This window comes from Allobosea sp. NPDC055594 (assembly GCF_053618995.1).
This window is the reverse complement of the sequence record NZ_JBSHIO010000001.1, coordinates 204867-228902: the sequence shown is the minus strand read 5'-3', so window position 1 is coordinate 228902 and position 24036 is coordinate 204867. Positions and strand designations below refer to the sequence as shown.

Genomic DNA, 24036 nt, shown 5'->3' with positions numbered 1-24036 from the left:
CGATTGATTAACCCTAACGGGGTCTAATCGGAACCATCGCAGCGTCACAGTCGGTATTGCGTATGACACTCCCCGATCACACGGATCACCCCCGTGCGCCGGCACTTGCGGTGACCGGCATCCTCGCCCGCCGCAGCTTCGCCATTCGCCGCTCGACGGCCCTGCTCGGCCTGACATTGCTCGGCTTGACCACGGCCTGGAGCGGGGCGACCACATGGTACATCCTGCGCAAGGATGATCTCGCCGCCCGGCTGATCAGCCGGGAGACCTCGCGGCAATATGCCTATGAGGACCGCATCGCCGCCCTGCGCGCCGACATCGACCGGCTCGCCAGCCGTGCGCTGCTCGATCAGGACGGCGTCGAGGCCCGTGTCGGCGAAATCGCCATGCGCCAGGCCGAGCTCGAATCGAAGCAGGCGCTGGTCAACGCCGTAACCGAAACCCTGAAGGCCAACGGCATCGGCGTCAGTCAGGCCGTCAAATCAGCCTCTGGCCCGCGTCTGATCCGGCCGGAGGCATCGGTTCGGGCCTCCGGCGTCAGCAGCTATGCGCCCCTCGGGCCGGCCAAGCCGACACCGGCCCCCGACATGCCGGCGCTGCGCGGCGCGGAAGAGCGCAATGGCGACGGCTGGCAATCCGGCGAGCTCGCCGAACCGGTCTCGCCGGCACAGCGCGTCGCCGAGGCTCTGGTGCAGCTCGACCAGGCCATGGACAAGAGCGGATCGGCCCAGCTCGGCCTGCTTCGCCATATCGACCGCAGCCTCGGCGAGGCCCAGAAGACGCTGCGCTCGGCCCTGTCCGAAACCGGCCTCGACACCGACCGCCTGGCCACCGGCTCGAGCATCGCCAAGGGCGTCGGCGGCCCCTTCGTCCCGATCAAGATCGACCCCGCCGCCGGCCCGTTCGAAGCGACGCTGCACAGCCTGCAACCGCGCATCGCCGCCGTCTCACGCCTGCGCGAACTGGCGGGCCAGTTGCCGCTGCGCCGCCCGATCCAGGGCGATTTCGACATGAGCTCAAATTTCGGTTACCGCGTCGATCCGTTCACCCGCGGCCCGGCCATGCATACCGGGATCGATTTCCGCGCCGAAACCGGTTCGCCGATCCGGGCCACGGCGCCCGGCAAGGTCGTCACCGCCGAATATTCCGGCGGCTATGGCAATATGGTCGAGGTCGAGCATGCCGGCGGCATCAGCACGCGCTATGCTCATATGTCGGCCATACTCGTCTCCGTCGGCCAGAGCGTCGTACCGGGCACCGTGGTCGGCCGCGTCGGCTCGACCGGCCGCTCGACCGGACCGCATCTGCATTACGAGACCCGCATCGAAGGCGACGCAATCGATCCCATCCGCTTCCTCAAGGCCGGCGACAAACTCGCCGGGCAGCTCTGAGAACCGCGCGCTCAAGCGCGCAGCCGTCCGCTGCTACAGGCCGGCAGCAATCAGAAGCCAAGATCTTCCCAGCCTCCTGAAGGAACCCCTTTCAGGAGGCTGATTTAATTCGAGAAAGCCGCAGCCACCCCGGCGGATGATGCAGGCCGCGCTATAAGCCTCGGACCGAAAAATGGAACCCACTTCTTGGAAAGTTCCAATGCGATAACAATAAGATAGATCACCGTGACCGCGTCCGAACGGACGCGCGGCGATCTAGCGCAGCGCTTCGGCGATGGCGGCCGCGGCGACGGCGTGGCCGTACGGGTTCCAGTGGGCATCCGAAATGTACTCGAAGCGCCTCTGGTTCTTCGCCCAGTCCGCCGCGAAGACCGGATGCAGGTCGAGGAAGGGGATGCCGTGCCGGCCAGCCATCTCGGCGGCAATGCGGTTCAGCCGCAGCGCCTGACTGTCGCGCCCGGCATAGATTGCTTGGCGCTCGCCATCCATGACGAGCTGCAGCCGGGCACCGATCGCCTCGGCCCGAGCCTTGATCCGCCCGAACAGGTAATCGGTGGCGACGCGGATATCGTTCTCCCGCGCCAGCACCCCGGCAAGATCGATATTGGCGGCATAGCCGCCCTCGCCTGCCGCCGTACCTTGCGGCGCGCTCTGAGCCCGGGCCGGCCCGAGGATCGCGTCGACCAGGGTCTGCGGGCGCACCTGCCAGCGATAGAGAAGGAAACCGGCCGTCGCCGTCTGCCGCAGCTGCTCGAAGGCCCCGGGCCGCCAGGGCTCGGGCGGCACTTCGCCGGTGACGCGGCCATTCTCGATACGCAGTTTCAGGAAGCTCGAGGTGTAGCGCCCCGGCTTGAAGACGAAGCTTTCGTCGAAATCATTATGGACCAGCATCACCACGATCTGGTCCGGCCGACGCTGTTCGACCTCGCGCTCGATCATCTGCAGATACTGGCTGAGCGGCGCCCCCGCGACGCCGAAGCGATAGGCTTCGACCGTGCCCGCAGGCCCGAGCGCCGCCACCGTCTTTTCAGCGAAGCTGGCGTCGAAGGGTACCTGCAAGGCCTCGACGAAGCTGTCCCCGACGAAGGCGATGCGGGATGTGCCGGGCCGGCGCGCGACCGGATAATCCGCCAGCGGCGAATTCCAGCCCTGCGCATTGATCGAGAATGGCGCGGCGATCTCGTCGCGCACGCGCCAGGTGCCGGTCTGGCCCGGCTGATAGCGCACCACGCTATTGACGAAGGCGTTGCGCGGTACGTCGCTGCCGGGCAGCACGAAGCGGAACAGCACCAGCTCGCAGAACAGCGCGAAGACCAGGATGCTGCCGGCCGAAACCGCGAGATTGATCAGGATCTCGCGGCCTCGGGAACGCTTCTTCGCGCTCAATCGATGTCCTCGACTTCGACCTCGGTGCCGTAGACGCGCTGCGCCAGCGAGGCCTCCATGAACGGGTCGAGTTCACCGTCGAGCACGTCGGACGGCGCCGTCGACGAGACGCCGGTGCGCAGGTCCTTCACCAGCTGGTAGGGCTGCAGCACATAGGAGCGGATCTGGTGGCCCCAGCCGATATCGGTCTTGGAGGCCTGCTCGGAATTCGCTTTCTCCTCGCGCTTCTTCAGCTCCAGCTCGTAGAGACGGGCGCGCAGCATGTCCCAGGCCTTGGCCCGGTTCTTGTGCTGCGAACGCTCCTGCTGGCAGGCCACCGCGATCCCGGTCGGGATATGGGTGATGCGCACCGCCGAGTCGGTCGTGTTGACGTGCTGGCCACCGGCGCCGGAGGAGCGATAGGTGTCGATCCGGCAGTCGGACTCCTTGATGTCGATCTGGATGCGGTCGTCGACCACCGGATAGACCCAGACCGAAGCGAACGAGGTCTGCCTGCGGGCGTTGGAGTCAAACGGCGAAATGCGTACCAGCCGGTGCACTCCGGACTCGGTCTTCAGCCAGCCATAGGCGTTGTGCCCCTTGAACTGGAGCGTCGCCGACTTGATGCCCGCCTGCTCGCCGTCCTGATAGTCGAGAACATCGACCTTGAACTTCCGCCGCTCGCCCCAGCGCCGATACATGCGCAGCAGCATCTCGGCCCAGTCCTGGCTCTCGGTGCCGCCGGCGCCGGGATGGATTTCGACATAGGTGTCGAGCATGTCGGCCTCGCCCGACAGCAGGGTTTCGACCTGCCGGCGCGCCGCCTCGACCTCGACGGCCTTGATCGCCGCCTCGCCCTCGGAGACGGTGGCCTCGTCCTCTTCCATTTCGCCGAGTTCGATCAGCGTCAACGCGTCGTCGAGATCACGCTCGAGCTTGGTGATGCCGGTGATCTGGTCCTCGAGCGAAGTCCGTTCGCGCATCAGCTTCTGCGCGGTTTCGGCATCGTTCCAGAAATCGGGGCCTTCGGAGAGGGCGTTCAGCTCTGCGAGACGTCTTTGCGCGACATCCCAGTCAAAGATGCCTCCTCAGCAGTCCGATCGACTGCTTGGCGTTATCAAGTTGCGTCTGGATTTCTGGGCGCATGATCGATGGTCGGCTTCCGTTGGGCTTCAGTCTTTGGCGTTGGCATAGGGGCGAAGGGCGGCGCTGTAAATGGCGAGCCGCGACTGGCCGGCTCTCTAGCTCGCCTCACTTGCCGAACTGGCAGGCGAGGCACTCGCGTCCGCAACGATATTCCGCCTTCCAGTAGTGGGGATCGTCGAGAGCGCGATAGCTCACGCCCGGTGCGAGCACATAGTGCCGGGCGAAGGGGCGCGACAGGATCACCAGCAGATCACAACCCGGTTGCCAGTCGCCAATTTCGGCGATCCGGTTGCCCCGGGCAAGCTCCGATTTCAGGATCGCCTGCAATGGCGGCGCCATGGTCGGCGCCGTCAACCTGCCCAGCGTCTCCCGCAAGCCGCTAGTACAGCCCGCCGGTGCCGGAGCCGACCGAGCGGCCGCCGGCCGGCGCGACGCTCAGCGCCCCGCCCGAACCGTCGCCCGCCGCGCCGATTACCGAATAGCTGTCCGGCGGAGCCGTTCCCGGCTTGAAGGCCTCGAGGATGCCGCCCTCGCCGCCGGCGCGCATGCCGGTGCGCGGATCGACGCGGATCAGCTTGATGCCGGCGGGAACGCGGAACGGCGTCGCCGGCTTGTCCTTCAGCGCCTGCATCATGAAGTCGCGGAAGATCGGCGCGGCGTACTGGCCGGCCGTCGCCGAGTTACCCAGCGACTTCGGCTTGTCGAAGCCCATATAGACCCCGACCGCTAGATCCGGCGAGAAGCCGACGAACCAGACGTCCTTGGCGTCGTTGGTGGTGCCGGTCTTGCCGGCGAGCGGCTTGCCGACGGCCTTGACCACCGTCGCGGTACCGGCGTTGACGACGCCTTCCAGCATAGAGACCATCTGATAGGCGGTCAGCGGATCGAGCACCTGGTCGCGATTGTCGACCAGCCGCGGCTCGCGCTGATTGCTCCATTTCTCGGCGTTGCAGCCCTCGCAGACACGCTGGTCGTGCCGGTAGATCGTAGCGCCGAAACGGTCCTGGATGCGGTCGATCAGGGTCGGCCGGATGCGCTTGCCGCCATTGGCGAGCATCGAATAGGCCGCGGTCATCCGCATCACCGTGGTCTCGCCGGCGCCGAGCGACATCGAGAGCACCGGCAGCATGTCGTCATAGATGCCGAAGCGCCGCGCATATTCGGCGATCAACGGCATGCCGACATCCTTGGCGAGGCGCACCGTCATCAGGTTCTTAGAGAACTGGATGCCGTAGCGCAGCGTGCGCGGACCGGTGAACTTGCCGTCGTAGTTGCTCGGCGCCCAGACGCCGAGCCCGCCGCCTTGATCGACCTCGATCGGCGCGTCGAGCACGATGCTAGACGGGGTGTAGCCATTGTCGAGCGCGGTCGCATAGACGAAGGGCTTGAAGGACGAACCGGGCTGGCGCAGCGCCTGGGTGGCGCGGTTGAACTCCGACTGGTCGTGCGAGAATCCGCCGACCATGGCGAGGACACGACCGGAGAACGGGTCCATCACGGTGATCGCGCCGTTCACCTCCGGCATCTGGCGCAGGCGCACCTGGCCGGGCTTGCCATCAATCGGCTCGACATAGACGACATCGCCGACCGAGACCGCCTGCGAAACGCGCGTGCGCCTCGTCCAGCGGATGCCTTCGGAACCCAGGGTCGCGGTCTCGCGCTCCGGCCGGAGATGGCCGGAAGCCTCGCGGATCGGCTGCAGGCCGACGCGAGCGCTGTCGCCGGCGACATCGAGCACGACGGCCAGGCGCCATGGCTTGACGTCACCCAGCACCGGCAATTCGCCGATCGCGACACCCCATTCGCGGCCCGCCAGATCGAGCTTCTGCATCGCGCCGCGCCAGCCGCGCGCCTCGTCGAAGCGCACGAGACCGTCGACCAGGGCCTTGCGCGCCATCAGCTGCATCTTCGGATCGACGGTGGCGCGCACCGAAAGCCCGCCCTCGAGCAGCTTCTTCTCGCCATAGCGGTCCTGGAGCTCGCGGCGAATCTCCTCCGCGAAGAAGCCGGCAGCGATATTGTTCGGCGAAACCGTGCGCGGATTGACGCCGAGCGGCTGGTTCTTGGCAGCGTCGGCTTCGGCCCGCTTGATCACGCCGTTCTCGGCCATGCGGTCGAGCACATAGTTGCGGCGCTCGATCGCCCGCTCGCGGTTCCGGAAGGGGTGCAGGTCGGTCGGCGCCTTCGGCAGCGCCGCCAGATAGGCCGCCTCCTGCACGTTCAGCTCGTGCACGGACTTGCCGAAATAGTTCAGCGCCGCGGCGGCGACGCCATAGCTGCCCTGGCCTGGCGCGGGAGCCCCGAGATAGATCTCGTTGAGATAGAGCTCGAGGATCTTGTCCTTCGAATAGGTCGATTCGATTCGCAGCGCGATCAGCGCCTCGCGAATCTTGCGCTCGAGGCTCTGCTCGGAACCGACGAGGAAGTTTTTCGCGACCTGCTGGGTGATCGTCGAGGCGCCCTGCGGACGCCGCCCCGAGCCGCGATTGCGGAAGTTCGAGATCGCAGCGCGCGCCAGACCTTCGGGATCGACGCCGAAATGCTTGTAGAAATTCTTGTCCTCGGCCGCGAGGAAAGCATCGATGATCAGCTTCGGCACCGCCTGGATCGGCAGATAGAGCCGGCGCTCGCGGGCGAATTCTGCGATCAGGCTGCCGTCACCGGCATGGACGCGGCTCATCACCGGCGGCTCGTAATTCCGCAGCTGAGCAGAATCGGGCAGGTCCTTGGAGTAGTGCCAGACCAGCGCGGCCGCCCCCGCCACGCCGATGACGAAAAGGATCGTGCCGGCGGCGAACGCCCACCCGAAAAGGCGCAGAATGAACCGCATCGAGAACTTTGACCTCGTCTGAAGGCAGCGGCGTCGCTCGAATCGACAGCATGCCCTGCCCGGGTGATCGATCTTTCAACTTCACTCTATAACATGGCGGAAATGGCGGAACCGTGGCTGTAAGACCACAAGGTCTCATCTTCGCCCGCTACGTCACCGCCGGCTCTCTGCTGCCTTGCCGGGCGCCTGGGTGCGCTCGAAATACTGATCGACCGCCGCCTGCACCGCCGTCACCGCCTGGGCCCGCCAGCTCTCGGAATTCAAGAGCTCGGCATCCTTCGGGCTCGACATGTAGCCGAGCTCGATCAGCACCGACGGCACATCGGGTGCAGTCAGCACCCTGAAGCCGGCCGAACGCAGCGGAACCTTGTGCATCTTGACCGAGCCGCCGAGCTTCTCGACGAGATTGCGCGCGAACATCGCCGAGAAGCCGCGCGTCTCGCGCTTGGCGAGATCCATCAGGATTCCGGCCACGTCCTGAACATCCTCGCTGGCGTCGAGCCCGGCGACGGCATCCGCCTGGTTCTCCTTGGCGGCGAGCCGCGCCGCCTCCGCGTCGCTGGCCCGCTCCGAGCCGGTATAGATCGTCGCGCCGCGGACCTCCTGCGCCTGCGTCAGCGAATCCGCATGGATCGAGATGAACAGATGCGCATCGACGCTGCGGGCGATGCGGACGCGATCGCCCAGCGGCACGAAACTGTCGTCGGCGCGCGTCATGATCACGCGATAGCGCCCCTGAGCCTCGAGCTGCTCCTTGAGCTTCTGCCCGAAGGCCAGGACCACCGACTTTTCGGCGATCGAGGCGACGACGGCCCCGGGATCGATGCCGCCATGGCCGGGATCGATCACCACGATCCGGCGCTGATCGCCCTCGGCCTTCGGCTCGACCGGGACATGCGGCAGCCGCGCTTCGGCGGCCGCGGCGCGCGCCAACGCCGCGAACTCCTCGCGCCCCGTCCGTTTCAGCTCGATGACGAGCTCGCCGAAACCGCCGCGGAGCGGCTTGACCGATACGCCCGCGACCGCGGCCGGCTGGGCCAGATCGAGGATCAGCCGGGCCTGGTCCGGCGTGAACAGGCCGAAACGGAAGCCGGAGACGAAGCCCGCCGACTTGCGAGCACTCGCGGCTGGAATCTGGAAATTCACTGACGGCAAGTCGACGATGACGCGATCCGGCCCGGCCATCACGAAGGCGTTCGCGGCAACCGGACGCGACAGGGTGAGTGTCAGGCGGACCGCCTCGCCATGGCTTTCGAGGCGTGCTTCGCTCGCGACCGGAAAATCGCTGGTCGGCTTTCCCTGCGGATTTGCCGAAGCATCGCCCGCCGCGAGACAGAGCATCGACAGCAGCAGCGCCGGACACGCGAATCGCCGCACCGCGCCGGCAAGGCGCACAGCGACCGAGACTGCGCAGAGATGAAGGCCCTGAGGCAGGGGGGTGGCTCCTAAATTCCCGGCGACGATACTTAAGGATTCTTAACCATAGCGCCGCGATCCGTTGACAATCGGTTACCACGGCGAGCCTGCACCGGAAACCGGCCGATTTCTTGTCCCGGCGCGTTCTCCCTTGCCAAATATGGCAAGCTGTCTGTAATGGAGTCGGTCGCATCGTGATGGCTTCCGCCGCGCGCAGCAGGGTCGCAATAACCCGTTGACGCCCGACGAAAAAGCCAACCGGCCCGATCGCTTGAAGCGATCAGGATCGGCGCGAAGGCGGCCAGCAACAGATCGTCCGCGGACGGGCCGGCGTCAGGCAGAAATCGACGCCGGGTTCGGCATTCCGCGAGCGTGTCAACGCGGTGCGCTTCGCCTTGCGGCGGGTGCGCTGCAGGTCAAAGGTAAGATGTCGGGGCATACGACGCCGCTTCCCATTTCGGTGTTTCGTCGAGACCTTTCCGGTTGCGACGGGCTTTCTGCCCGTTCCGCCGCTCGCCTCCGCTATCCCTCCTTGGCTGATTTTTCTTCCCTGCAACATGCCGGCGCGAGCCGGCCGACGCGCGGCGCCCCTGCCCGCGGCAGCGGATTCAATTCCGCAGCCCGGCGGGTACCAAAGGCTGCCGCGCAGATGGACCTGTCCTATGGCCAACAAGATGCTGATCGACGCCACCCACCCGGAAGAGACCCGGGTCGTGGTGTCCCGCGGTTCCCGCATTGAGGAATTCGATTTCGAGTCCGCCAGCCGAAAGCCGCTGCGCGGCAATATCTATCTGGCGAAGGTGACGCGGGTCGAACCGTCGCTCCAGGCTGCCTTCGTCGAGTACGGCGGCAACCGCCACGGCTTCCTCGCCTTCTCCGAAATCCACCCCGACTACTACCAGATCCCGGTCGCTGACCGGCAGGCGCTGCTCGCCGAGGAAGAGCGCGCCGAGCGCGAGGAGGAACGCGACGAGGAGCGGCGCGAGAAGCGCGGCCGCCGCGACCGCGGCCGCCGTGACGGGCGCGCCAAGCGCGCCAGCAATGGCGACGAGACCGTCAGCGCCGAGGTCCAGGCCGAGAACGGTCAGGGCGAAGCCGAGCATGTCGAGACCGACGGCAAGGAAGCCGCGATGGTCAACGAAGGCGCTCCGGCCTTCGGTGAGTACTTTGCCCCCGCCGTCGCCGAGTCCGACAGCGAGAGCGTCGTCGAGAACGCCGCGCCGCTGACCTTCGAGACCACCGGCGAGCCTGAGGCCCAGGAAGCGCGCGCCCCCTCCGAGAGCGGCGACGAGTCCGGCCAGGATGAGAGCGGCCAGGACGAGAACGGCGGAGACGACAGCAGCAATGACGACAATGGTGGCGACGACCACCAGGACGAGCCCGAGCAGCTCGGCGGCGGCGATGCGCTGGACGACATGCCGGAGCGCCCGCGCCATTCGCGCCGCCAGTACAAGATCCAGGAGGTGATCAAGCGCCGCCAGATCATCCTGGTCCAGGTCGTCAAGGAGGAGCGCGGCAACAAGGGCGCCGCCCTCACCACCTATCTCTCGCTCGCCGGCCGCTATTCCGTGCTGATGCCGAACACCGGCAAGGGCGGCGGCATCTCGCGCAAGATCACCAATGCCGAGGACCGCAAGCGCCTGAAGGAGATCGCCCAGGAGCTCGAGGTTCCCGAGGGGATGGGCATCATCCTGCGCACGGCCGGCGCCTCGCGCACCAAGGTCGAGATCAAGCGCGACTACGAATATCTGATGCGGATGTGGGAGAGCGTGCGCGAACTGACGCTCGGCTCCGTCGCGCCGGCGCTGGTCTATGAGGAAGGCAACCTCGTCAAGCGCTCGATCCGCGATCTCTACAACAAGGACATCGACGAGGTTCACGTCGCCGGCGAAGCGGCCTATCGCGAGGCCAAGGATTTCATGCGCATGCTCATGCCGAGCCATGCCAAGAGCGTGAAGGCCTATCGCGAGCAGACCCCGCTTTTCGCCGCCTTCGGCGTCGAGAGCCAGCTCGACGCGATGTTCTCAAACACCGTGACGCTGAAGTCCGGCGGCTACATCGTCATCAACCAGACCGAGGCGCTGGTCGCGATCGACATCAACTCCGGGCGCTCGACCCGTGAGCACAATATCGAGGACACTGCCCTCAAGACCAATCTCGAAGCGGCGGAGGAGATCTCCCGCCAGCTGCGCCTGCGCGACCTTGCCGGCCTCATCGTGATCGATTTCATCGACATGGAGGAGAACCGCAACAACCGCGCCGTCGAGAAGAAGCTCAAGGACTGCCTGAAAAACGACCGCGCCCGCATCCAGGTCGGCCGGATCTCGGCCTTCGGTCTGCTGGAGATGTCGCGCCAGCGCATCCGCACCGGCGTGCTCGAGAGTTCCTCCGTGCCTTGCCCGCACTGCGCCGGCGCCGGCCTCGTCCGCTCGACGCCTTCGATCGCGCTGCAGATCCTGCGCGCCCTCGAAGAAGCCCTGATCAAGAGCGCTTCGCATAATCTCGAGGTCCGCACCCGGCCCGAGGTCGCGCTCTATGTGCTCAACCAGAAGCGCGCCCATCTGCGCGATCTGGAGGAGCGCTTCAACATCGCGATCATCGTCTCGGCCGATGCCGCCCTGCTCGGCACGCGCTATTTCGAGGTCGAGCGCGGCGAATTCGTCGGCAACGAGAACCGCGTGATCCCGGTCAGCAGCATGCGCGCCGAGGCGATCGTCGAGGAACCCGAGGAGGACGAGGTCCTCGATCTCGAGGCGGAGAGCGAGGAAAGCGGCGAGGCCGAGGCCGGACCGCGTTCGGCCAATGGCGAAGGCGAGGAAGGCCGTGGCGAGGGTGGCCGCAAGCGCCGTCGCCGCCGTCGCCGCCGCCGTGGCGGCGAGCGTGACGGCGAGGGTCAGCACCTCGAGGGCGGCGACGACGAGGCCGGCGATAGTCAGGGCGATGACGATGAGGCCGGCGAGGAAGCCGAGGGCTCATCCGAGCCTGCCGTCGAAATCGTCGAGACCATCGAAACCGTCGCGGAGACCCCGGCGCCCGTCGTCGAAGCCGTGGCCGAAGAACCGGTCGAGGCCGAAGCCAAGCCGCGTCGCGGCCGTCGCGGCGGACGCAGCAAGAAGGCCGAGGCCGAGGCTGTCGCTGCCGAGGCTCCTGTGACCGAGACGGCGGAAGCCGCCGAGGCCATCAAGGCCGAGAGCGCGCCCGAGGCAGTGGCCGAGGCCGCCGCCCCGGCCGAAAAGCCCAAGCGCAGCCGCGCCCGCAAGAAGGTCGTCCCGATCACCGAGGACGGCGCCACCCCGGAAGCAGCCGCTGCGCCAGAAGCACCTGCAGCCCCGGCGGCGGAGCCCGAAGTCCCGGTCCCGGCCGCAGCCGAACCGGTTGTCGAAACCGTGGCCGAGGAGCCCGCGCCAGAACCGCGCGTCGCAGAGGAGCCGGTCGCGGTGGTCCTGACCCCGCCCGATCCGGATCGCCCGAAGCGCGGTGGCTGGTGGAACCGCCTCGCCGGCCGCAAGTGACCAGGAGCCCGCTGCAACCGCAGCGGGCTTTTTTCATGACCGTCGGGAGAGCAGGCCCGACACACCCGAAACCGGGCCGCCATCGGAGGGCACCGATGGGACAATTCGCCGCCGGGAAAAGCGTTAATAATCTGCAACGGCCACAAAGTCGCCGAACTCGATCCCCATAGCGAGGGTAGATCATCATGAAAAATGAGACGAAGAAGGAAAAGCAATATTGACGTAAAGTAACGACCAAAGAAGCCGCTACAAGGAATTTCGGGTTTACATTTGACTACTCTGGATTGCGCACCGCTAGCGCAGCCGCTTCTCTGACGACCTGCTTTCCGCTTATCGCGAGAGAGATGGTCGTCCCCCGCCTACGTCACCGTACTGCTTGCGAGTGACGACGCGCGAGAGCGCACTGCCTACCCCGGTCCAGCCGCGATGAACCATCTGCGACCCATCGCAGATCCGCGGCGCTCCTGAGTGTCAGTCGGCAAGAACGCAGAACGGCCGCGCGGCAAGGCGCGTGGTCGCTCGTCTCATCGCGGTCGGTGAAGCGCCAGGCGCCCCGGCCCAAGCCTCGAACAGACCAGGTCAAGAGAGCCGCTGATCCTGCCGCCGTCCTTGGGCGCGGCAAAGGCTCGGCCTGTCCCCGATCCCGGAGTTCCCCATGAAGCGCCTCGCCCCGGCGGCGTCGCTCGCGCTCGCGGCTTTTGTCGCGCTGCCCGCGAAGACCGCCACGGCCACGCTGCCTGCCGTCCCCGCAATGCCGCTCGGCATCGACCGCGACCTGCTTCCCTTTCCCGGTAAGCCGATTCATCTGATCGGTGTCGATGCCGGCGAGACCGGTCTGTTCGGCAAGCCCGATCTCACGACTGCGCTGACCACCGCGAGCCTATCCTTCGACGCGCTCAAGGGCGAAGAGCATCGGAGCCCGTTGCACGACATTCTCCCGCAGCCACGAGGCGAGCAAAGAACCGAATCCGATCCGCCGGCCCCCTTGCCGCCGCCGACGATAGCGCCACCGACCGGCGACGGAGCGACTCCGATGGTGGCTCAAGCCGCGGCGCAAGGCTCGGCGACGCCGATGGACGAGCGCACCGCCCATGCTGCCGCGTCGTCGACGCCGACGGGTGGAAAGGAGCAGCAACCGCGACAGCTCTATGCCGGGCTGATCAACGCCGAGGATATGGCGCGCGAGCAGCGCTGCCTCGCCGAAGCGGTCTATTTCGAGGCGCGCTCGGAACCGGAAGAGGGTCGCGCCGCCGTCGCCCAGGTCGTGCTCAACCGCGTCAAGAGCGGGATCTATCCGACCTCTGTATGCGGCGTCGTCTACCAGAACCGCCACCGCAAGCTCGCCTGCCAGTTCACTTTCGCCTGCGAGGGCAAGTCGCTGAGGATCACGGAGCCCGCATCCTGGCTGGCGGCCGAGCGCATCGCACGCGACGTCTACGAAGGCCGGGTCTATCTCACGGACGTCGCCGCGGCGACGCATTACCATGCCGATTATGTGTCGCCCCGCTGGGCGGCGAAAATGAAGAAAATGGACAGGATCGGCCGGCACATCTTCTACAGCGAGCAGCGGAGCAAGGTTGCACGGGCGTCATGACGCGACGGCCCCGACGGCACCGATCTTGACCTGACGGCGCCGGAATGCGGAACTGGCCGCGGACTCCCTCAGCATGCGGAGCCGCTATGCCGCCGCCACGCAGTCCCGAACGCCTGATCTTCTCGGCTCTGTGCCTCGCCGGCCTTGTCGGGCTCGCATGGCTCGCCTTGCAAGCGATCGGCTGGTTCGGCGTCGGCCTGCTCGGCCTCTTCGTGCTGTTCGTCGCGGTGCGCTTCGAGCTCGAAGGCAATCTGCCGATCGGCCCGCAGATGACGCCGGATCTCTATGCCAGCCAGTTCCGCAAGCACGGTCCCGAGCACGCCAGCGAGCGGGCCGAGCAGCGCACGCTCCTCAGCCGCCAGCTTTCGGCAGCACGGCTGGCTGCCGGCTTCGGCGTACTGCTGACGGTGATCGGCTTCGGTTTCTTCTTCCTGCTCGAGATCGGCCGCTGATCCGGCCGAGCTCTATTCCGCCGCCGGCGCGAGGGGGGATGGCGGCGGCACCGCCGTGATCGCAGCCGCCCCAGCGGCCCCCTTGCCGCCGCCCTCGCGTACCGTCACCGCGGTCGAGGCGAAGGGCACCTCCGCCTCAAGCAGGCCGCGATAGACCCGCTTCAGGGCCTCGCGCTGCAGCATCGAAGCCTGGGTCGGCTTGGAGGTGAACTTCAGCCGGATCACGATCGCCGCATCCGTGATGTCGGCGACGCCCTGCATCTTGAGCTGGGCGATGAAATGCGGCCCGAATTCCGGGTCCTCCAGCAGAGCGAGACCGACCTTCTTGATCGTCTTGCGCGCCTTCTCGATATCGGCGGAGTGATCGAGCCGGACATTGAACTTCACCGTCGCCCAGTCGCGGCTGGCGTTGGTCAGCGACTGCACCTGCCCGAACGGAACGGTGTGGATCTGCCCGCTCTGATGGCGCAACTGCATCGAACGCAGTGAAATCTTCTCGACCGTGCCCTTGAGGCGCCCGGTATCGACATATTCGCCGACGCGGAAGGCATCCTCCAGCATGAAGAAGAAGCCGGAGACGATGTCGCGCACCAGCGCCTGCGAGCCGAAGGAAATGGCGAGACCGAGGATGCCGAAACCGGCCAGCAGCGGCCCGATATCGACACCGAGGCGCGACAGGAGCACCAGGATGGTCAGGCCGATCACCGCCGTCAGCACGACGCCGCGCAGCACCGGCATCACCGTCGCCAGCCGCGACGGCGTATTGTCCTCCGGCATCACGTCCTCGTCGACGGGACCGGTGGAGCGCGGACGCGGCGCATAGGCGTCGAAGAAGCCGCGCAGGAAGACCATCACGACCCAGCCGACGAACGCCAGCACGGCGATGCTGGCGAACTGGCGGGAGACCTGGCCGAACTGGCCGGAGCTCATGCCGAAAAGCAGGCCAACCCAGATGCGTGCCACCAGATAGAAGCCGCCGGCCCACATCACGCCGCCGGCGGCCGCGCGCACGGCATGGCCGAGGGCCTGTGCCAGCGGCGTCGGCTTGGCGATGGCGGCGCGGCGCGCCTGCCGGCAAGTCAAGAGGCTGTTGACCCCGACCGAGAGGATCGGCGCCAGCACGACGATGATCTGCGTCAGCTCGGCCGCCTCGGTCCAACGGCCGCCATTCGGCATCATCGCCGCCGCGCGGCCGATCATCCAGAGCACGACCGCGATCGCGACATAGATCCAGGGCATCGCCTGCGCCAACAGCCTGCGACCGTGACTGGGCTCCGCGCTGCCGCTGAGGACGAGCGCGGTCAGGTCGTACCGCGCGTCGACGAACCACCAGACCTTGTAGGCGGCGAGCACGAAGCCGCTGAGCGTCACCAGCCCGGCGACCGGCTCAGGCCCACCGGAAACCCGCTGCGCCAGCAGCGCGGCGACGATGAAGATCGGCACGATCACGGCATAGACGCAGAGCAGGCGGAAATGCCGCTCCGCCCGTGGCAACGGCATCAGCCGGCGCTCGGGCTCGCCCGGAGCGAGCAGGAATCGTCCGGTGGCGATATAGGCTGCCCCGACAGCCGTACCATTGGTGATCCCGCGCAGGGCATGGGCTGCAAGATCGTCCGAAGGCAGCCAGTAGCTGCCGGCGAGCCGCGCCACCACCAGACCGAGCGCGATCGTCAGCAGATCCTGCAGCAGGCCGAAGCCGGAAGCGATCAGCCTCGCCGTGAAATACTCTGCCCGGGGCCGCATGCGGGCTGCGAACCATCTTGCCGTGGCGAAGCGGAACAGCAGGGCGATGCCAAGCGCCAGGGCGAGCGAAACGAAGAGACGCGTCGTCGGCGAAGCATTGCGGTTCAGCGACCAGCTCCGCAGCCAGTCCCCCGGCAGGAAGCGGACGCTCGGAATCGCCGCGCGGCCATAGTCGAGACCCGAGACGAAATAGTCGACCAGGGCCTCGGCCTGGGTGTCCGTCGTCTCGGCAAGCGACGGTGCGGGAGGCGGCTTGGGCGCTTTGGCTGCCTTCCCCGCCGGTTCGGCGGGCGCCGGCGCCTCGGCCGGTACCCCACCGATCCGGACCTCGACCCGGCGTCCGCCGGCCGAAAGCGCATCGACGAGCTTGCGGACCGTCTCGGGGGCCTCGTCGCCGCGCAGCGTCAGGGTCAGCGGCTCAGCCGGCGCGTCCTTTGTCTGCGCCGTCGCGGGCCCGGCGAACGCCAGAGCCATCATCGCCAGCAGGAACCAGCGCATTGCGGCCAACCTCGGACCGATCCACTTCCGACGCATTCCGTCCCCCTGCCTCGTAAGCTCAGATTGCTGCCGCTCGGCCCGGATTGGCAAGCATCTAGGCGAGCGCGATCAACGTGTCTTCAGCCAGCGCCCGAGCCGGGCCACCGCATCCTCGCACTCCGCCAGCGATCCCGCGAAGGACAGCCGCACCGTGCGCGCGCCACGCCCTTCGTCGAAATCCAGTCCCGGCGTAATCGCGACCCCGGCCTGCTCAAGAGCGTCGCGGCAGAAACTCATGGAATCGTTCGAGTATTTTCCGATGTCGAGATAGATGTAGAAGGCGCCATCGACCGGCAGGAAGTCGCCGAGCCCGATCTCCGGCAGCGCCTTGAGCAGATAGGCGCGGTTGGCGGCATAGCCTTCCTTGATCGCCTCGCATTCGACGGTCGCGTCGAAGGCCGCCTCGCCCGCGACCTGGCTCAGCATCGGCACCGAGATCGAGAGATTCTGCTGCAATCGCTCGATCGTCCGCACCAGCCGCTCCGGCACCACCAGCCAGCCGACGCGCCAGCCGGTCATGCAGTAGTACTTGGAGAAGGAGTTGACGACGATCGCATCCTGATCGGCGGCAAGCGCCGTCGTCGCCGGCTGGTCATAGGTCAGGCCGTGATAGATCTCGTCGGAGATGTACCAGAGCCCGAGCCGCCGGCATTCGGCCGCGACCGCGGCGATCGCCTCCGGCGTCATCACCACGCCGGTCGGATTGGCCGGGCTCATCGTCAGCACGCCGGCGAGCGGCGCCTCGGCATGAGCCTTGGCAATCAGCTCGGGCGTCAGCGCATAGCGCGTCTCTGGCCCGACCGGAATCGCGACCGGCTCCAGCCCGAGCGCAATCAGAATGTTGCGATAGGCCGGATAGCCCGGCGCCGTGATCGCGATACGCGCGCCCGGCTCGAAGCAGGCGAGGAAGGAAAGGATGAAGCCGCCGGACGACCCCGTGGTGACGATCACGCGCTCGGCCGGGACCTCGACGTCATAGGCCTCGCGATAATGCCGGGCGATGCGGGCGCGCAGCGAGCCGATGCCGAGCGCCTGCGTATAGCCGATGCGCCCGTCGTCGAGCGCCCGCGCCGTGGCCGCCCTGATGCTCGCCGGCGTCGGCGCCGAAGGCTGTCCGACCTCCATATGTACCACCGAGCCGCCCCGCCGTTCGATCGCCTCGGCGGCATTCATCACGTCCATGACGATGAAGGGGGCGACGGCTTCCGCCCGCGCGGCGGGCTTCGGCGCCAGCGGCGCGCCGGATGCTAGAATGGTCATGCGTGGCCTCGAAGAGATTGGCGTTGCGCCGAGCCATGCCCCGCCGGCGCGCGGATCGCAAGCGGCTCAGCCCGCCGCCCCGCCCGGCCGCGAAGACGAAACAGTGGCACTCTCGCCCGAGCGCAACTCGCTGTGCCGGACGATCGCGGCGCTCATGCTGACATGGTAGCGCCGGCTCAGCCCTGTCGCGTCCAGCGCCCGCACAGCCGGCGTGTCGGGGATCAGGAAGGCGGCGGCATAGCGCCGAGCCTGGTATTCCATCGACCGCAGCTTCGGCGAGAAGCGCTCCGCTGGACTGCCGGAAGGGCTGCGATTGAACGTGCCTTGATGGCCGAGCAAGGCGTGGCCTACGGCGTGCGCCACCGCCATCAGCGCCCTGCCCTCGCCGCGCTCCGCGCCCTCGAACACGGTGTCCGCTATCAGCAGGCGCTTGGTCTGCGAATCCCATTGCGCCTCGGCCTCGCCGAGGCCGTCATCGCCGACGCGCTCATAGGTGAAATTCGGATAGCGCGCCTTCAGCCGGGCCATCAGCCTGGCAAAGTCGATGGCCCTGTCGTCGCGAAAGCCGAGCCCGCGTCGATGCGCCAGGGCACGCGCATCGATCTGCTCGTCGGTCAGGAAGGCATGGCGCATGGACGAGCCTCCGGAGGCCGGCCCATCATAGCGCTCGTGCCGCGACGGCTCAACGAACCGTGCGGAACGCCTCAGCTCGCCAGGATAGCCTCGACGATCTCCTGTACGTCGAGTGCCTCCCGAAGGGTCGCGACCTGGTGCGGTTCGCCGCGGGTCAGCCGGGCGACGCCTTCGAGCTGGCGCTTCAGCGCGACCGGCCTCGCCTCGAGCTGCGACAGCGCGTCGGGGGCGCGCTGCCAGGAGCCGTCCGGCAGGCGTCGCTCGGCCAGCGACCAGTCGCAGAGCCGTACCGCCCCCTTGTCGCCTTCCAGCAGCCAGATGTTGTGGTCGTCCTTGGCCGTCGTGCCGACGCCGCCCTTCAGCGTCAGCGGCAGGTCGCCCGCTAGCATCGTCGCCGCAATGGCGCGCTCCGAACGGCCGGCTTCCGGGAAACTCGCGCTCGCTTTCAGCCCGTGCAGCGGGCCGAGCAGGCGGCGGCTCAGGAACAGGAAATGCGAGACGACCTCGCGGGTGAAGCCGCCCTGCTCGCGCCGATCGAGCCAGCCGGCGGCATCAGCCTGCCAGGGGCGCGGCCAGCGCGCGAAGGCGACCTCGATCGAGACCTTGCGGAGCGTGCCGAGTTCGCTCTTCGCGATCCAGTCCGCCAGCGTCGCGACGGCCGGCGAAGAGGCGAAGGGGAAGTTCACCGCACCGCGACCGCCGGCTTCGGCGACGAAGGCGCGGGCATCGGCGAGGTCGACGGCGAGCGGCTTCTCGCAGAAAATGCTGCGCCCGGCATCGAGCGCCGCGCGGGCATGGCCGAGATGGGAGGAAGGCGGCGAAGCGATATAGACACAGTCGCTGGCCGCGATCACCGAATCAGCGCTGTCCAGCCTCGCGACCTGCGGCAGCTCCTTGCCAATTCGCCCCATCGCCTCGGCCGCCGGGTCCCAGATGCCGGCGGCGCGGACGAGATCGGGCGACTGGTCGAGCACGGCGCGCAGCATGCGCTCGCCCATGATGCCGGCGCCGATGATGCCGATGGAAACAGGAGCTGACATGGAAGGCCTCATTGATCGCGGGCGCTCCGCATAGCAGCCTCAGGCGCTGCGAGACAGGCGCATCCGCGCAAGACCGGCGCGCAAGACGGGCCCTCAGGCCCAGCGACGCCTCTCCGCGGCCAGCGCATCCGCTCCATCGGCGGGAATGTACTCGCCGCGATTGCGCCCGAGCGCCTTGGCAGCATAGAGCGCCGCATCGGCGCGTCGGTACAGGTCGGCCGTGCTTTCGCGCCCGTCGAACAGCGTCGCGCCGAGGCTCACCGTGACATGGTCGGCGGTCGGCGACGCCGCATGCTCGATCCCGAGTTGCGCGATCGCCGCGACGAGTTCCTGGAGACGCGGAACGCTCTCTTCCGGCACGGCGTCATAGAGCAGCAGGCCGAACTCCTCGCCGCCGAGTCGCCCGGCTATGTCCAGCGGCCGCCAACCGGCCTCGGCGATGGTGCGCGCGATCAGCCGGAGCGTCTCGTCGCCGGCATGATGGCCATAATGGTCGTTGTAGCGCTTGAAATGGTCGACATCCAGGATGGCGAACATCACCGCGACCTGATCGAGCCGTGCCTGCTCCAGCGCCATGGCGGCCTGCTGCTCGAAGCCGCGGCGATTGGCGATGCCGGTGAGCGGGTCCGACATGGCATGGTCCTGCAGCAGGCGCCGCAGCAGGAACTGGTCGCGCTGGGCGCGCTCGCGCAGCCAGGCGCCGACGCCACCGACGAAGACGGCGAAGAACAAGAGGATCGAAAGCCGGACATGCTCGCTCAGATGAGCCGGCACGCTCAGCATCACGAAGCCGAGCGCCGTGGTGAACAGGGCGATGAAGAGCGCGACACCGGAGCTCTGGAGGAAGGTCAGACCGACCGGCAGGAAGACCGCCGCGATGATGACGAGCTGCGCGATGTCGGCCTGGGGCAGCCCGCGCAGCTTGAACATGTTGGCGATGAAGGTGCTGGTCGCCCCGATCAGAGCGAGGGCCAGCATCGACAGCCGGTGATAGGCGCGCGGCAGGCGCTGCGTCGCCAGCATGCTGATCTGGATCAGCAGCACCCCGAGCGTCGCCAACCGCAGCAGGATGGCGAGCGCGACCTCGTGGTCGCCCTCGGCCAGCGCGGCCCAGCCGTCGAGCCGCGAGAGATCGAGACCGATGAAGATCAGCCAGATACCCAGCGCCGTGATCAGGCAGACCAGCGTGCTGGTACGCTGATCGGCGCGCATATGCAGCCGGTATTCGCGCTCCAGCCTGGGCTCGAAATGCAGGCCGTCGATGCGCCGCCCCTGGGCGGGCCGCTCCGCCGTCGCCCCCTCCGCAGCCGGGGGGCCTGCCTCAAAATCGGGATTTTTTCGCAAGCTGGACACCTGCGCGATCCTGGCGACGACAAGCTAAAGGGACCTTGACGACGGCCGGGCGAACGGGCTGCCCCCCGCGATTTCGGCTCGGAAGGTTTCGGAGCGCTTGCGCATTTGCCGCGCATTCGAACCATTGCATGGCGAGTGATGCGCAGCGCTTGACCCTCCATCAGATGGAGACGCTACGACATCGCCATGACTGACGAACGCTACACGATCGGCGAACTCTCCCGGCTCAGCGGCGTGCCGGTGCGACGCATCCGCTTCTATTCCGACAAGGGGCTGCTGCCGCCGGCCAGCCGGACCATGGCGAACTACCGCGTCTATTCGGATGCCGATGCGGCGCGGCTCGAACTGATCCAGGCGCTGCGTGCCATGGGCGCCAGTCTCGCCGCGATCCGCGGCATGCTCGCGCGCAAGACCTCGCTCGTCGAACTGCTGGCGCTGCGCCTGTCGGCCCTCGAAGCAGAAATCGCCGGCAAGCGGCGCATCGCCGCGACCCTGCGCGCCGCGCTGCGCCACCCCGAGCCCTCCCCGGACGACATCAGGAGATTATGGACCATGACCTTGCTGTCCAATGCCGATATGCGCGCCCTGACCGAGCGCTTCTTCGAGGAGGTCACCGGGGACGGGATCAGCCCCGAATGGAAGCGCGAAGCCCTGGCTGCCGGAACCCCGGAGCTGCCGGAAGACCCTTCGCCGGAGCAGATCGACGCCTTCGCCGAACTGCGGGCAATGTTGAGCGACCCGGCCCTCATCGCCAGCGCCAGAACGGATTCCGCCTCGATGTGGACGGCGGATTTCGATCCGGCCGCCTATCATGCCGCCGCCGGGCGGATCCTTGCCAGCATCCGCCTGGCGATGGCGAAGGACGAGGCTCCAAGCTCCGTGACCGGCCTGTCCATTGCGCGCGATTGGCTGGACGCCTCGGCCAAGGCGATGAAGCGCCAGCCGGACGAAGCCTTCCGCACCTGGCATCTCGACCAGTACCGTCGCCACCATGACCGATCGCTGCGCTACCAGCAGCTGCTCGCGATCCTGCGCGGCGAGGCGGCGCCCGGGCGCGAATGGTGGTGGATCAACGAGGCGTTGACCGCGCTCAGGCTGTAGTCGCGCAAGGCGGCCCGTCCGGCGCAGCGCTTCCGTGGCGCCCGCGCGCTGGCTATGACTGCGCGCGATTCCGTCTCCGGAAACGAGGTGCCGACATGGATATTTTCGACAGGCTGAAAGTTGCCGCCGCCGCAGACTGGGCAACTTATGTCGAGCATGATTTCGTGCGGCAGATGGGCGAAGGCTCGCTGCCGCAGGCGGCGTTCCGGACCTATCTCACCCAGGACTATCTCTTCCTGATCCAGTTCGCGCGCGCCTATGCGCTCGCCACCTATAAGAGCCGGACGCTCGCCGACATGAGGGCGGCCAAGGCCGGCCTCTCGGCGATCCTCGACCTCGAAATGGAGCTGCATGTCCGGCTCTGCGGCCGCTGGGGCCTGTCGCCGGAGGAGCTCGAAGCGGCGCCGGAGCACCAGGCGACGGTCGCCTACACCCGCTATGTGCTCGATTGCGGCCAGTCCGGCGACCTGCTCGACCTGCATGTCGCACTCGCCCCCTGTGTCATCGGCTATGCCGAAATCGGCGCCCGACTCGCCGCCGAGATCGGCCCGGCGCTCGAAAACCACCCCTATCGCGAATGGATCGGCGAATATGCCGGCGAGGCCTTCCAGAGCATCGCCCGCGATGCCCGCCGCCATCTCGACGAGCTCGCCGCCCGTGCCATGACCGAACGCCGCTTCGCCGACCTCGCGGCACTGTTCGGCAAGGCCTCGCGGCTGGAAGCCGATTTCTGGCAGATGGGGCTGGACGGGGCGAGGTGACATTCTCGGCCGGGGTTCCCCTGCCCGGCCGCGCGTCACGCCAAGGGCGAGCCCCGGACCACCGCTGCGCTCGCTCCTCCGCAAACGCGTCCGACAAGGAAGATCGCACGCCCGCCGACACCGCCCGCGAGCTGTAAGGTGCCTGTAAGCGCAGGGCGGTCAAATGCCTCTCACCAGGCCGGACGAAGCAGTCGCCGGCCGGAAGCGAGAGGAAACCGAGCATGACCGCCACCAACGCCTTCGACACCGCCCGCGACACCTCCATCGCCCTGACCGATGACGAGCTCGACACCGTGGCCGGCGCCGGCCTCGGCCAGAAGATCCTGGGCATCGCCCTTACCACGGGCGGCGTCCTGACCACCGCGACCGGTGTCGTCACCCGCCAGTGGGGCCTCGCCAGCCGCGGCTGCAACATGCTGGTGGACGGCATCGGCCATCTCGAGGCCGCCTGACCTCCCCATAGAGCGAGCACCGGCCCCTTCCGGGGCCGGCGCTGCCGGCACGAGAGCAAATCCGTGGCCCCGCGGCAGAAATACTGCCGGCATTTGCGAATACTCAACGTTTGGCCAGTTTATCTGGCCGGGATACGGAGAGTTCAGGATCGCTGCGGATGTCAGAGGTTCATTCAGCCCCGACGCCGCAGCGAGCCGGCGGAACCCTGTTCCGGCAGCAATCCCTGCAGCAGCTCGACAGGCCGGAGGATTTCCACGCACCATTGCGCGTGGTCGGCCGCGTCGAATGGGTCGCCGGCCTGCTCTGCCTGGCGCTCTGCATCGGCATCGTCGTCTGGGCCTGCTTCGCGCGCTATCGCGAGACGGTCGAGGGACCGGGCATCTTCGTGCGCGGCGGCGGCGTCTTCATCGGCCTCAACGCCCCGAAATCGGGCTGGGTCGACGGGCTCGTTCCGACCGGCCAGAAGGTCGCCGCGGGCCAGATCGTGGCCTCGCTGACCACCCCTGAAGAGGATGCGCGCATCGCCGATCTGGAGCGACGCATCGGCCAGGCCGAAGACCATCGCACCGCCATCACCCAGCGCTACGAGGTTCGCGTCGCCGCCGAGACCGTCGCGCAGCAGCGCCGCCGCGCGGAACTCGACGAGGCCGTCGACCTCTCGCGCCGCCGGATCGCCGAGGCGGAGGAAACGCTCGCCAATCGCGAAATGCTGTTCTCGCGCGGCGCCGGCACCACCGACCGCGTGCAGGAGGCTCGCGAGCGGCTATTCGGCGCACGCTCCAGCCTGTCACGCACCCAGTCGGAACTGGCCGCGCTGAACGGTGCGATCCTCGCCTTGGGCGGCGCGCGCGATCAGGAGCTGGAGGCCAGCCAGCGCCAGATCCTCGACCTCAGGGGACAGCTCGAACAGGCGAGGCTGAGCCGCAGGCTCGCCGACGAGATCCGTGCCCCGCGCGACGGCACCGTAGCTCTGGTGCCGGTGACGATGAACGCCCTGGTCACCGCCGGTCAAAGGATCATGACGCTGGAGACCGGCGGCGAGCGGCTGGAGGCCCTGTTCTTCGTGCCCGGCGACATGGGCAAGCGCCTCGCGCCGGGCATGGAGGTGCGGATCTCGCCCTCGATCGCGCCGCGCGAGGAATACGGCATGGTCGTCGGCAAGGTCGTGTCGATCTCGCCGCAGCCGGAGGGCCAGGCCGAGATCGCCGAGAGGCTCGGCAATCCGGATCTCGCACGGCAGATGGCGCGCAACGGCGCCCCGTTCGAGGTACGGGCGACGCTCGAGACTGCGCCCGGCGAGACAGGCGGCTATGCCTGGACCTCGCAGCGCGGCCAGGAAATCCCGCTCAGCAGCGGCCTGCTGCTCACGGCGAACGTTACGGTGCGGCGCGCGCCGCCGATCACCCTGATCATTCCGGCATTGCGCCGCTGGACCGGGCTGTGAGGGCG

The 24036-nt window shown here is 67.6% G+C and carries 18 protein-coding genes; 8 read left to right on the top strand and 10 right to left on the bottom strand.

Features of this window, described 5'->3' with window-relative positions:
- The first annotated feature begins 62 nt into the window (after positions 1 to 62).
- Entirely contained in the window at positions 63 to 1391 is a 1329-nt protein-coding gene (locus ACWGRX_RS01080; protein ID WP_452116072.1) for a M23 family metallopeptidase, read from the top strand.
- A 255-nt stretch (positions 1392 to 1646) separates the two neighbouring features.
- On the opposite strand, the gene ACWGRX_RS01075 is transcribed toward ACWGRX_RS01080, so the two are convergent.
- From ACWGRX_RS01075 to ACWGRX_RS01055, 5 genes are all read right to left on the bottom strand, one after another.
- Positions 1647 to 2777: an SGNH/GDSL hydrolase family protein gene (locus ACWGRX_RS01075; RefSeq protein WP_291639662.1), complete on the bottom strand. Its 1131-nt coding sequence runs from the start codon at positions 2775 to 2777 to the stop codon at positions 1647 to 1649.
- Positions 2774 to 3902, bottom strand: a protein-coding gene (gene prfB / locus ACWGRX_RS01070) for a peptide chain release factor 2 (protein WP_452116071.1) whose coding sequence is annotated in 2 segments (ribosomal slippage) — positions 2774 to 3832 and positions 3834 to 3902 — 1128 coding nt in all. Because the reading frame shifts where the segments join, the coding sequence is not laid out codon by codon here. Before prfB ends, ACWGRX_RS01075 begins: the two co-directional genes overlap by 4 nt.
- Positions 3903 to 4007: 105 nt before the next feature.
- Complete coding sequence (locus ACWGRX_RS01065; RefSeq protein WP_291639659.1) at positions 4008 to 4256, bottom strand: hypothetical protein; 249 nt, start codon at positions 4254 to 4256, stop codon at positions 4008 to 4010.
- A gap of 25 nt (positions 4257 to 4281) precedes the next feature.
- Positions 4282 to 6732, bottom strand: coding sequence for a penicillin-binding protein 1A (locus ACWGRX_RS01060; protein ID WP_452116070.1), 2451 nt, complete (start codon positions 6730 to 6732; stop codon positions 4282 to 4284).
- Between the two features lie 153 nt (positions 6733 to 6885).
- Positions 6886 to 8073, bottom strand: a complete 1188-nt coding sequence (locus ACWGRX_RS01055) for an N-acetylmuramoyl-L-alanine amidase (protein WP_452116069.1) — start codon at positions 8071 to 8073, stop codon at positions 6886 to 6888.
- A gap of 737 nt (positions 8074 to 8810) precedes the next feature.
- Here ACWGRX_RS01055 and ACWGRX_RS01050 point away from each other — a divergent pair.
- The 3 genes from ACWGRX_RS01050 to ACWGRX_RS01040 all read left to right on the top strand — a co-directional run bounded on the left by ACWGRX_RS01050 (position 8811) and on the right by ACWGRX_RS01040 (position 13706).
- Positions 8811 to 11660 (top strand): Rne/Rng family ribonuclease, encoded by a 2850-nt coding sequence (locus tag ACWGRX_RS01050; protein WP_452116068.1) that lies wholly within the window; start codon positions 8811 to 8813, stop codon positions 11658 to 11660.
- 655 nt (positions 11661 to 12315) lie between these two features.
- Positions 12316 to 13254 (top strand): cell wall hydrolase, encoded by a 939-nt coding sequence (locus tag ACWGRX_RS01045; protein WP_452116067.1) that lies wholly within the window; start codon positions 12316 to 12318, stop codon positions 13252 to 13254.
- Between the two features lie 86 nt (positions 13255 to 13340).
- On the top strand, positions 13341 to 13706 hold the full coding sequence (locus tag ACWGRX_RS01040) for a hypothetical protein (protein WP_452116066.1): 366 nt from the start codon (positions 13341 to 13343) through the stop codon (positions 13704 to 13706).
- Positions 13707 to 13718: 12 nt separating this feature from the next.
- Here the strand turns inward: ACWGRX_RS01040 and ACWGRX_RS01035 are convergent, their stop codons facing one another.
- The 5 genes from ACWGRX_RS01035 to ACWGRX_RS01015 form a co-directional block, all read right to left on the bottom strand.
- Positions 13719 to 15947, bottom strand: coding sequence for a mechanosensitive ion channel family protein (locus ACWGRX_RS01035; protein ID WP_452116065.1), 2229 nt, complete (start codon positions 15945 to 15947; stop codon positions 13719 to 13721).
- 108 nt (positions 15948 to 16055) lie between these two features.
- Positions 16056 to 17246: a pyridoxal phosphate-dependent aminotransferase gene (locus tag ACWGRX_RS01030; protein WP_452116064.1), complete on the bottom strand. Its 1191-nt coding sequence runs from the start codon at positions 17244 to 17246 to the stop codon at positions 16056 to 16058.
- 66 nt (positions 17247 to 17312) lie between these two features.
- The gene (locus ACWGRX_RS01025; protein ID WP_452116063.1) at positions 17313 to 17879 is read right to left on the bottom strand and encodes an ImmA/IrrE family metallo-endopeptidase; all 567 of its coding nucleotides are present in this window, start codon (positions 17877 to 17879) and stop codon (positions 17313 to 17315) included.
- A gap of 71 nt (positions 17880 to 17950) precedes the next feature.
- Positions 17951 to 18919 carry a Gfo/Idh/MocA family protein gene (locus tag ACWGRX_RS01020; protein WP_452116062.1) on the bottom strand — a complete coding sequence of 323 codons (969 nt, stop codon included), beginning with the start codon at positions 18917 to 18919 and terminating at the stop codon, positions 17951 to 17953.
- A 93-nt stretch (positions 18920 to 19012) separates the two neighbouring features.
- Complete coding sequence (locus ACWGRX_RS01015) at positions 19013 to 20272, bottom strand: GGDEF domain-containing protein (RefSeq protein ID WP_452116061.1); 1260 nt, start codon at positions 20270 to 20272, stop codon at positions 19013 to 19015.
- A gap of 186 nt (positions 20273 to 20458) precedes the next feature.
- On the opposite strand from ACWGRX_RS01015, the gene ACWGRX_RS01010 reads away from it, so the two are divergent.
- The 4 genes from ACWGRX_RS01010 to ACWGRX_RS00995 all read left to right on the top strand — a co-directional run bounded on the left by ACWGRX_RS01010 (position 20459) and on the right by ACWGRX_RS00995 (position 24031).
- Entirely contained in the window at positions 20459 to 21373 is a 915-nt protein-coding gene (locus ACWGRX_RS01010; RefSeq protein WP_452116060.1) for a MerR family transcriptional regulator, read from the top strand.
- 95 nt (positions 21374 to 21468) lie between these two features.
- On the top strand, positions 21469 to 22134 hold the full coding sequence (tenA, locus tag ACWGRX_RS01005; RefSeq protein WP_291645588.1) for a thiaminase II: 666 nt from the start codon (positions 21469 to 21471) through the stop codon (positions 22132 to 22134).
- Between the two features lie 221 nt (positions 22135 to 22355).
- A complete protein-coding gene (locus ACWGRX_RS01000; RefSeq protein ID WP_452116059.1) occupies positions 22356 to 22586 on the top strand; it encodes a hypothetical protein in 231 nt (76 codons plus the stop codon).
- 158 nt (positions 22587 to 22744) lie between these two features.
- On the top strand, positions 22745 to 24031 hold the full coding sequence (locus tag ACWGRX_RS00995) for an NHLP bacteriocin system secretion protein (RefSeq protein WP_452116058.1): 1287 nt from the start codon (positions 22745 to 22747) through the stop codon (positions 24029 to 24031).
- Positions 24032 to 24036 lie beyond the last annotated feature (5 nt).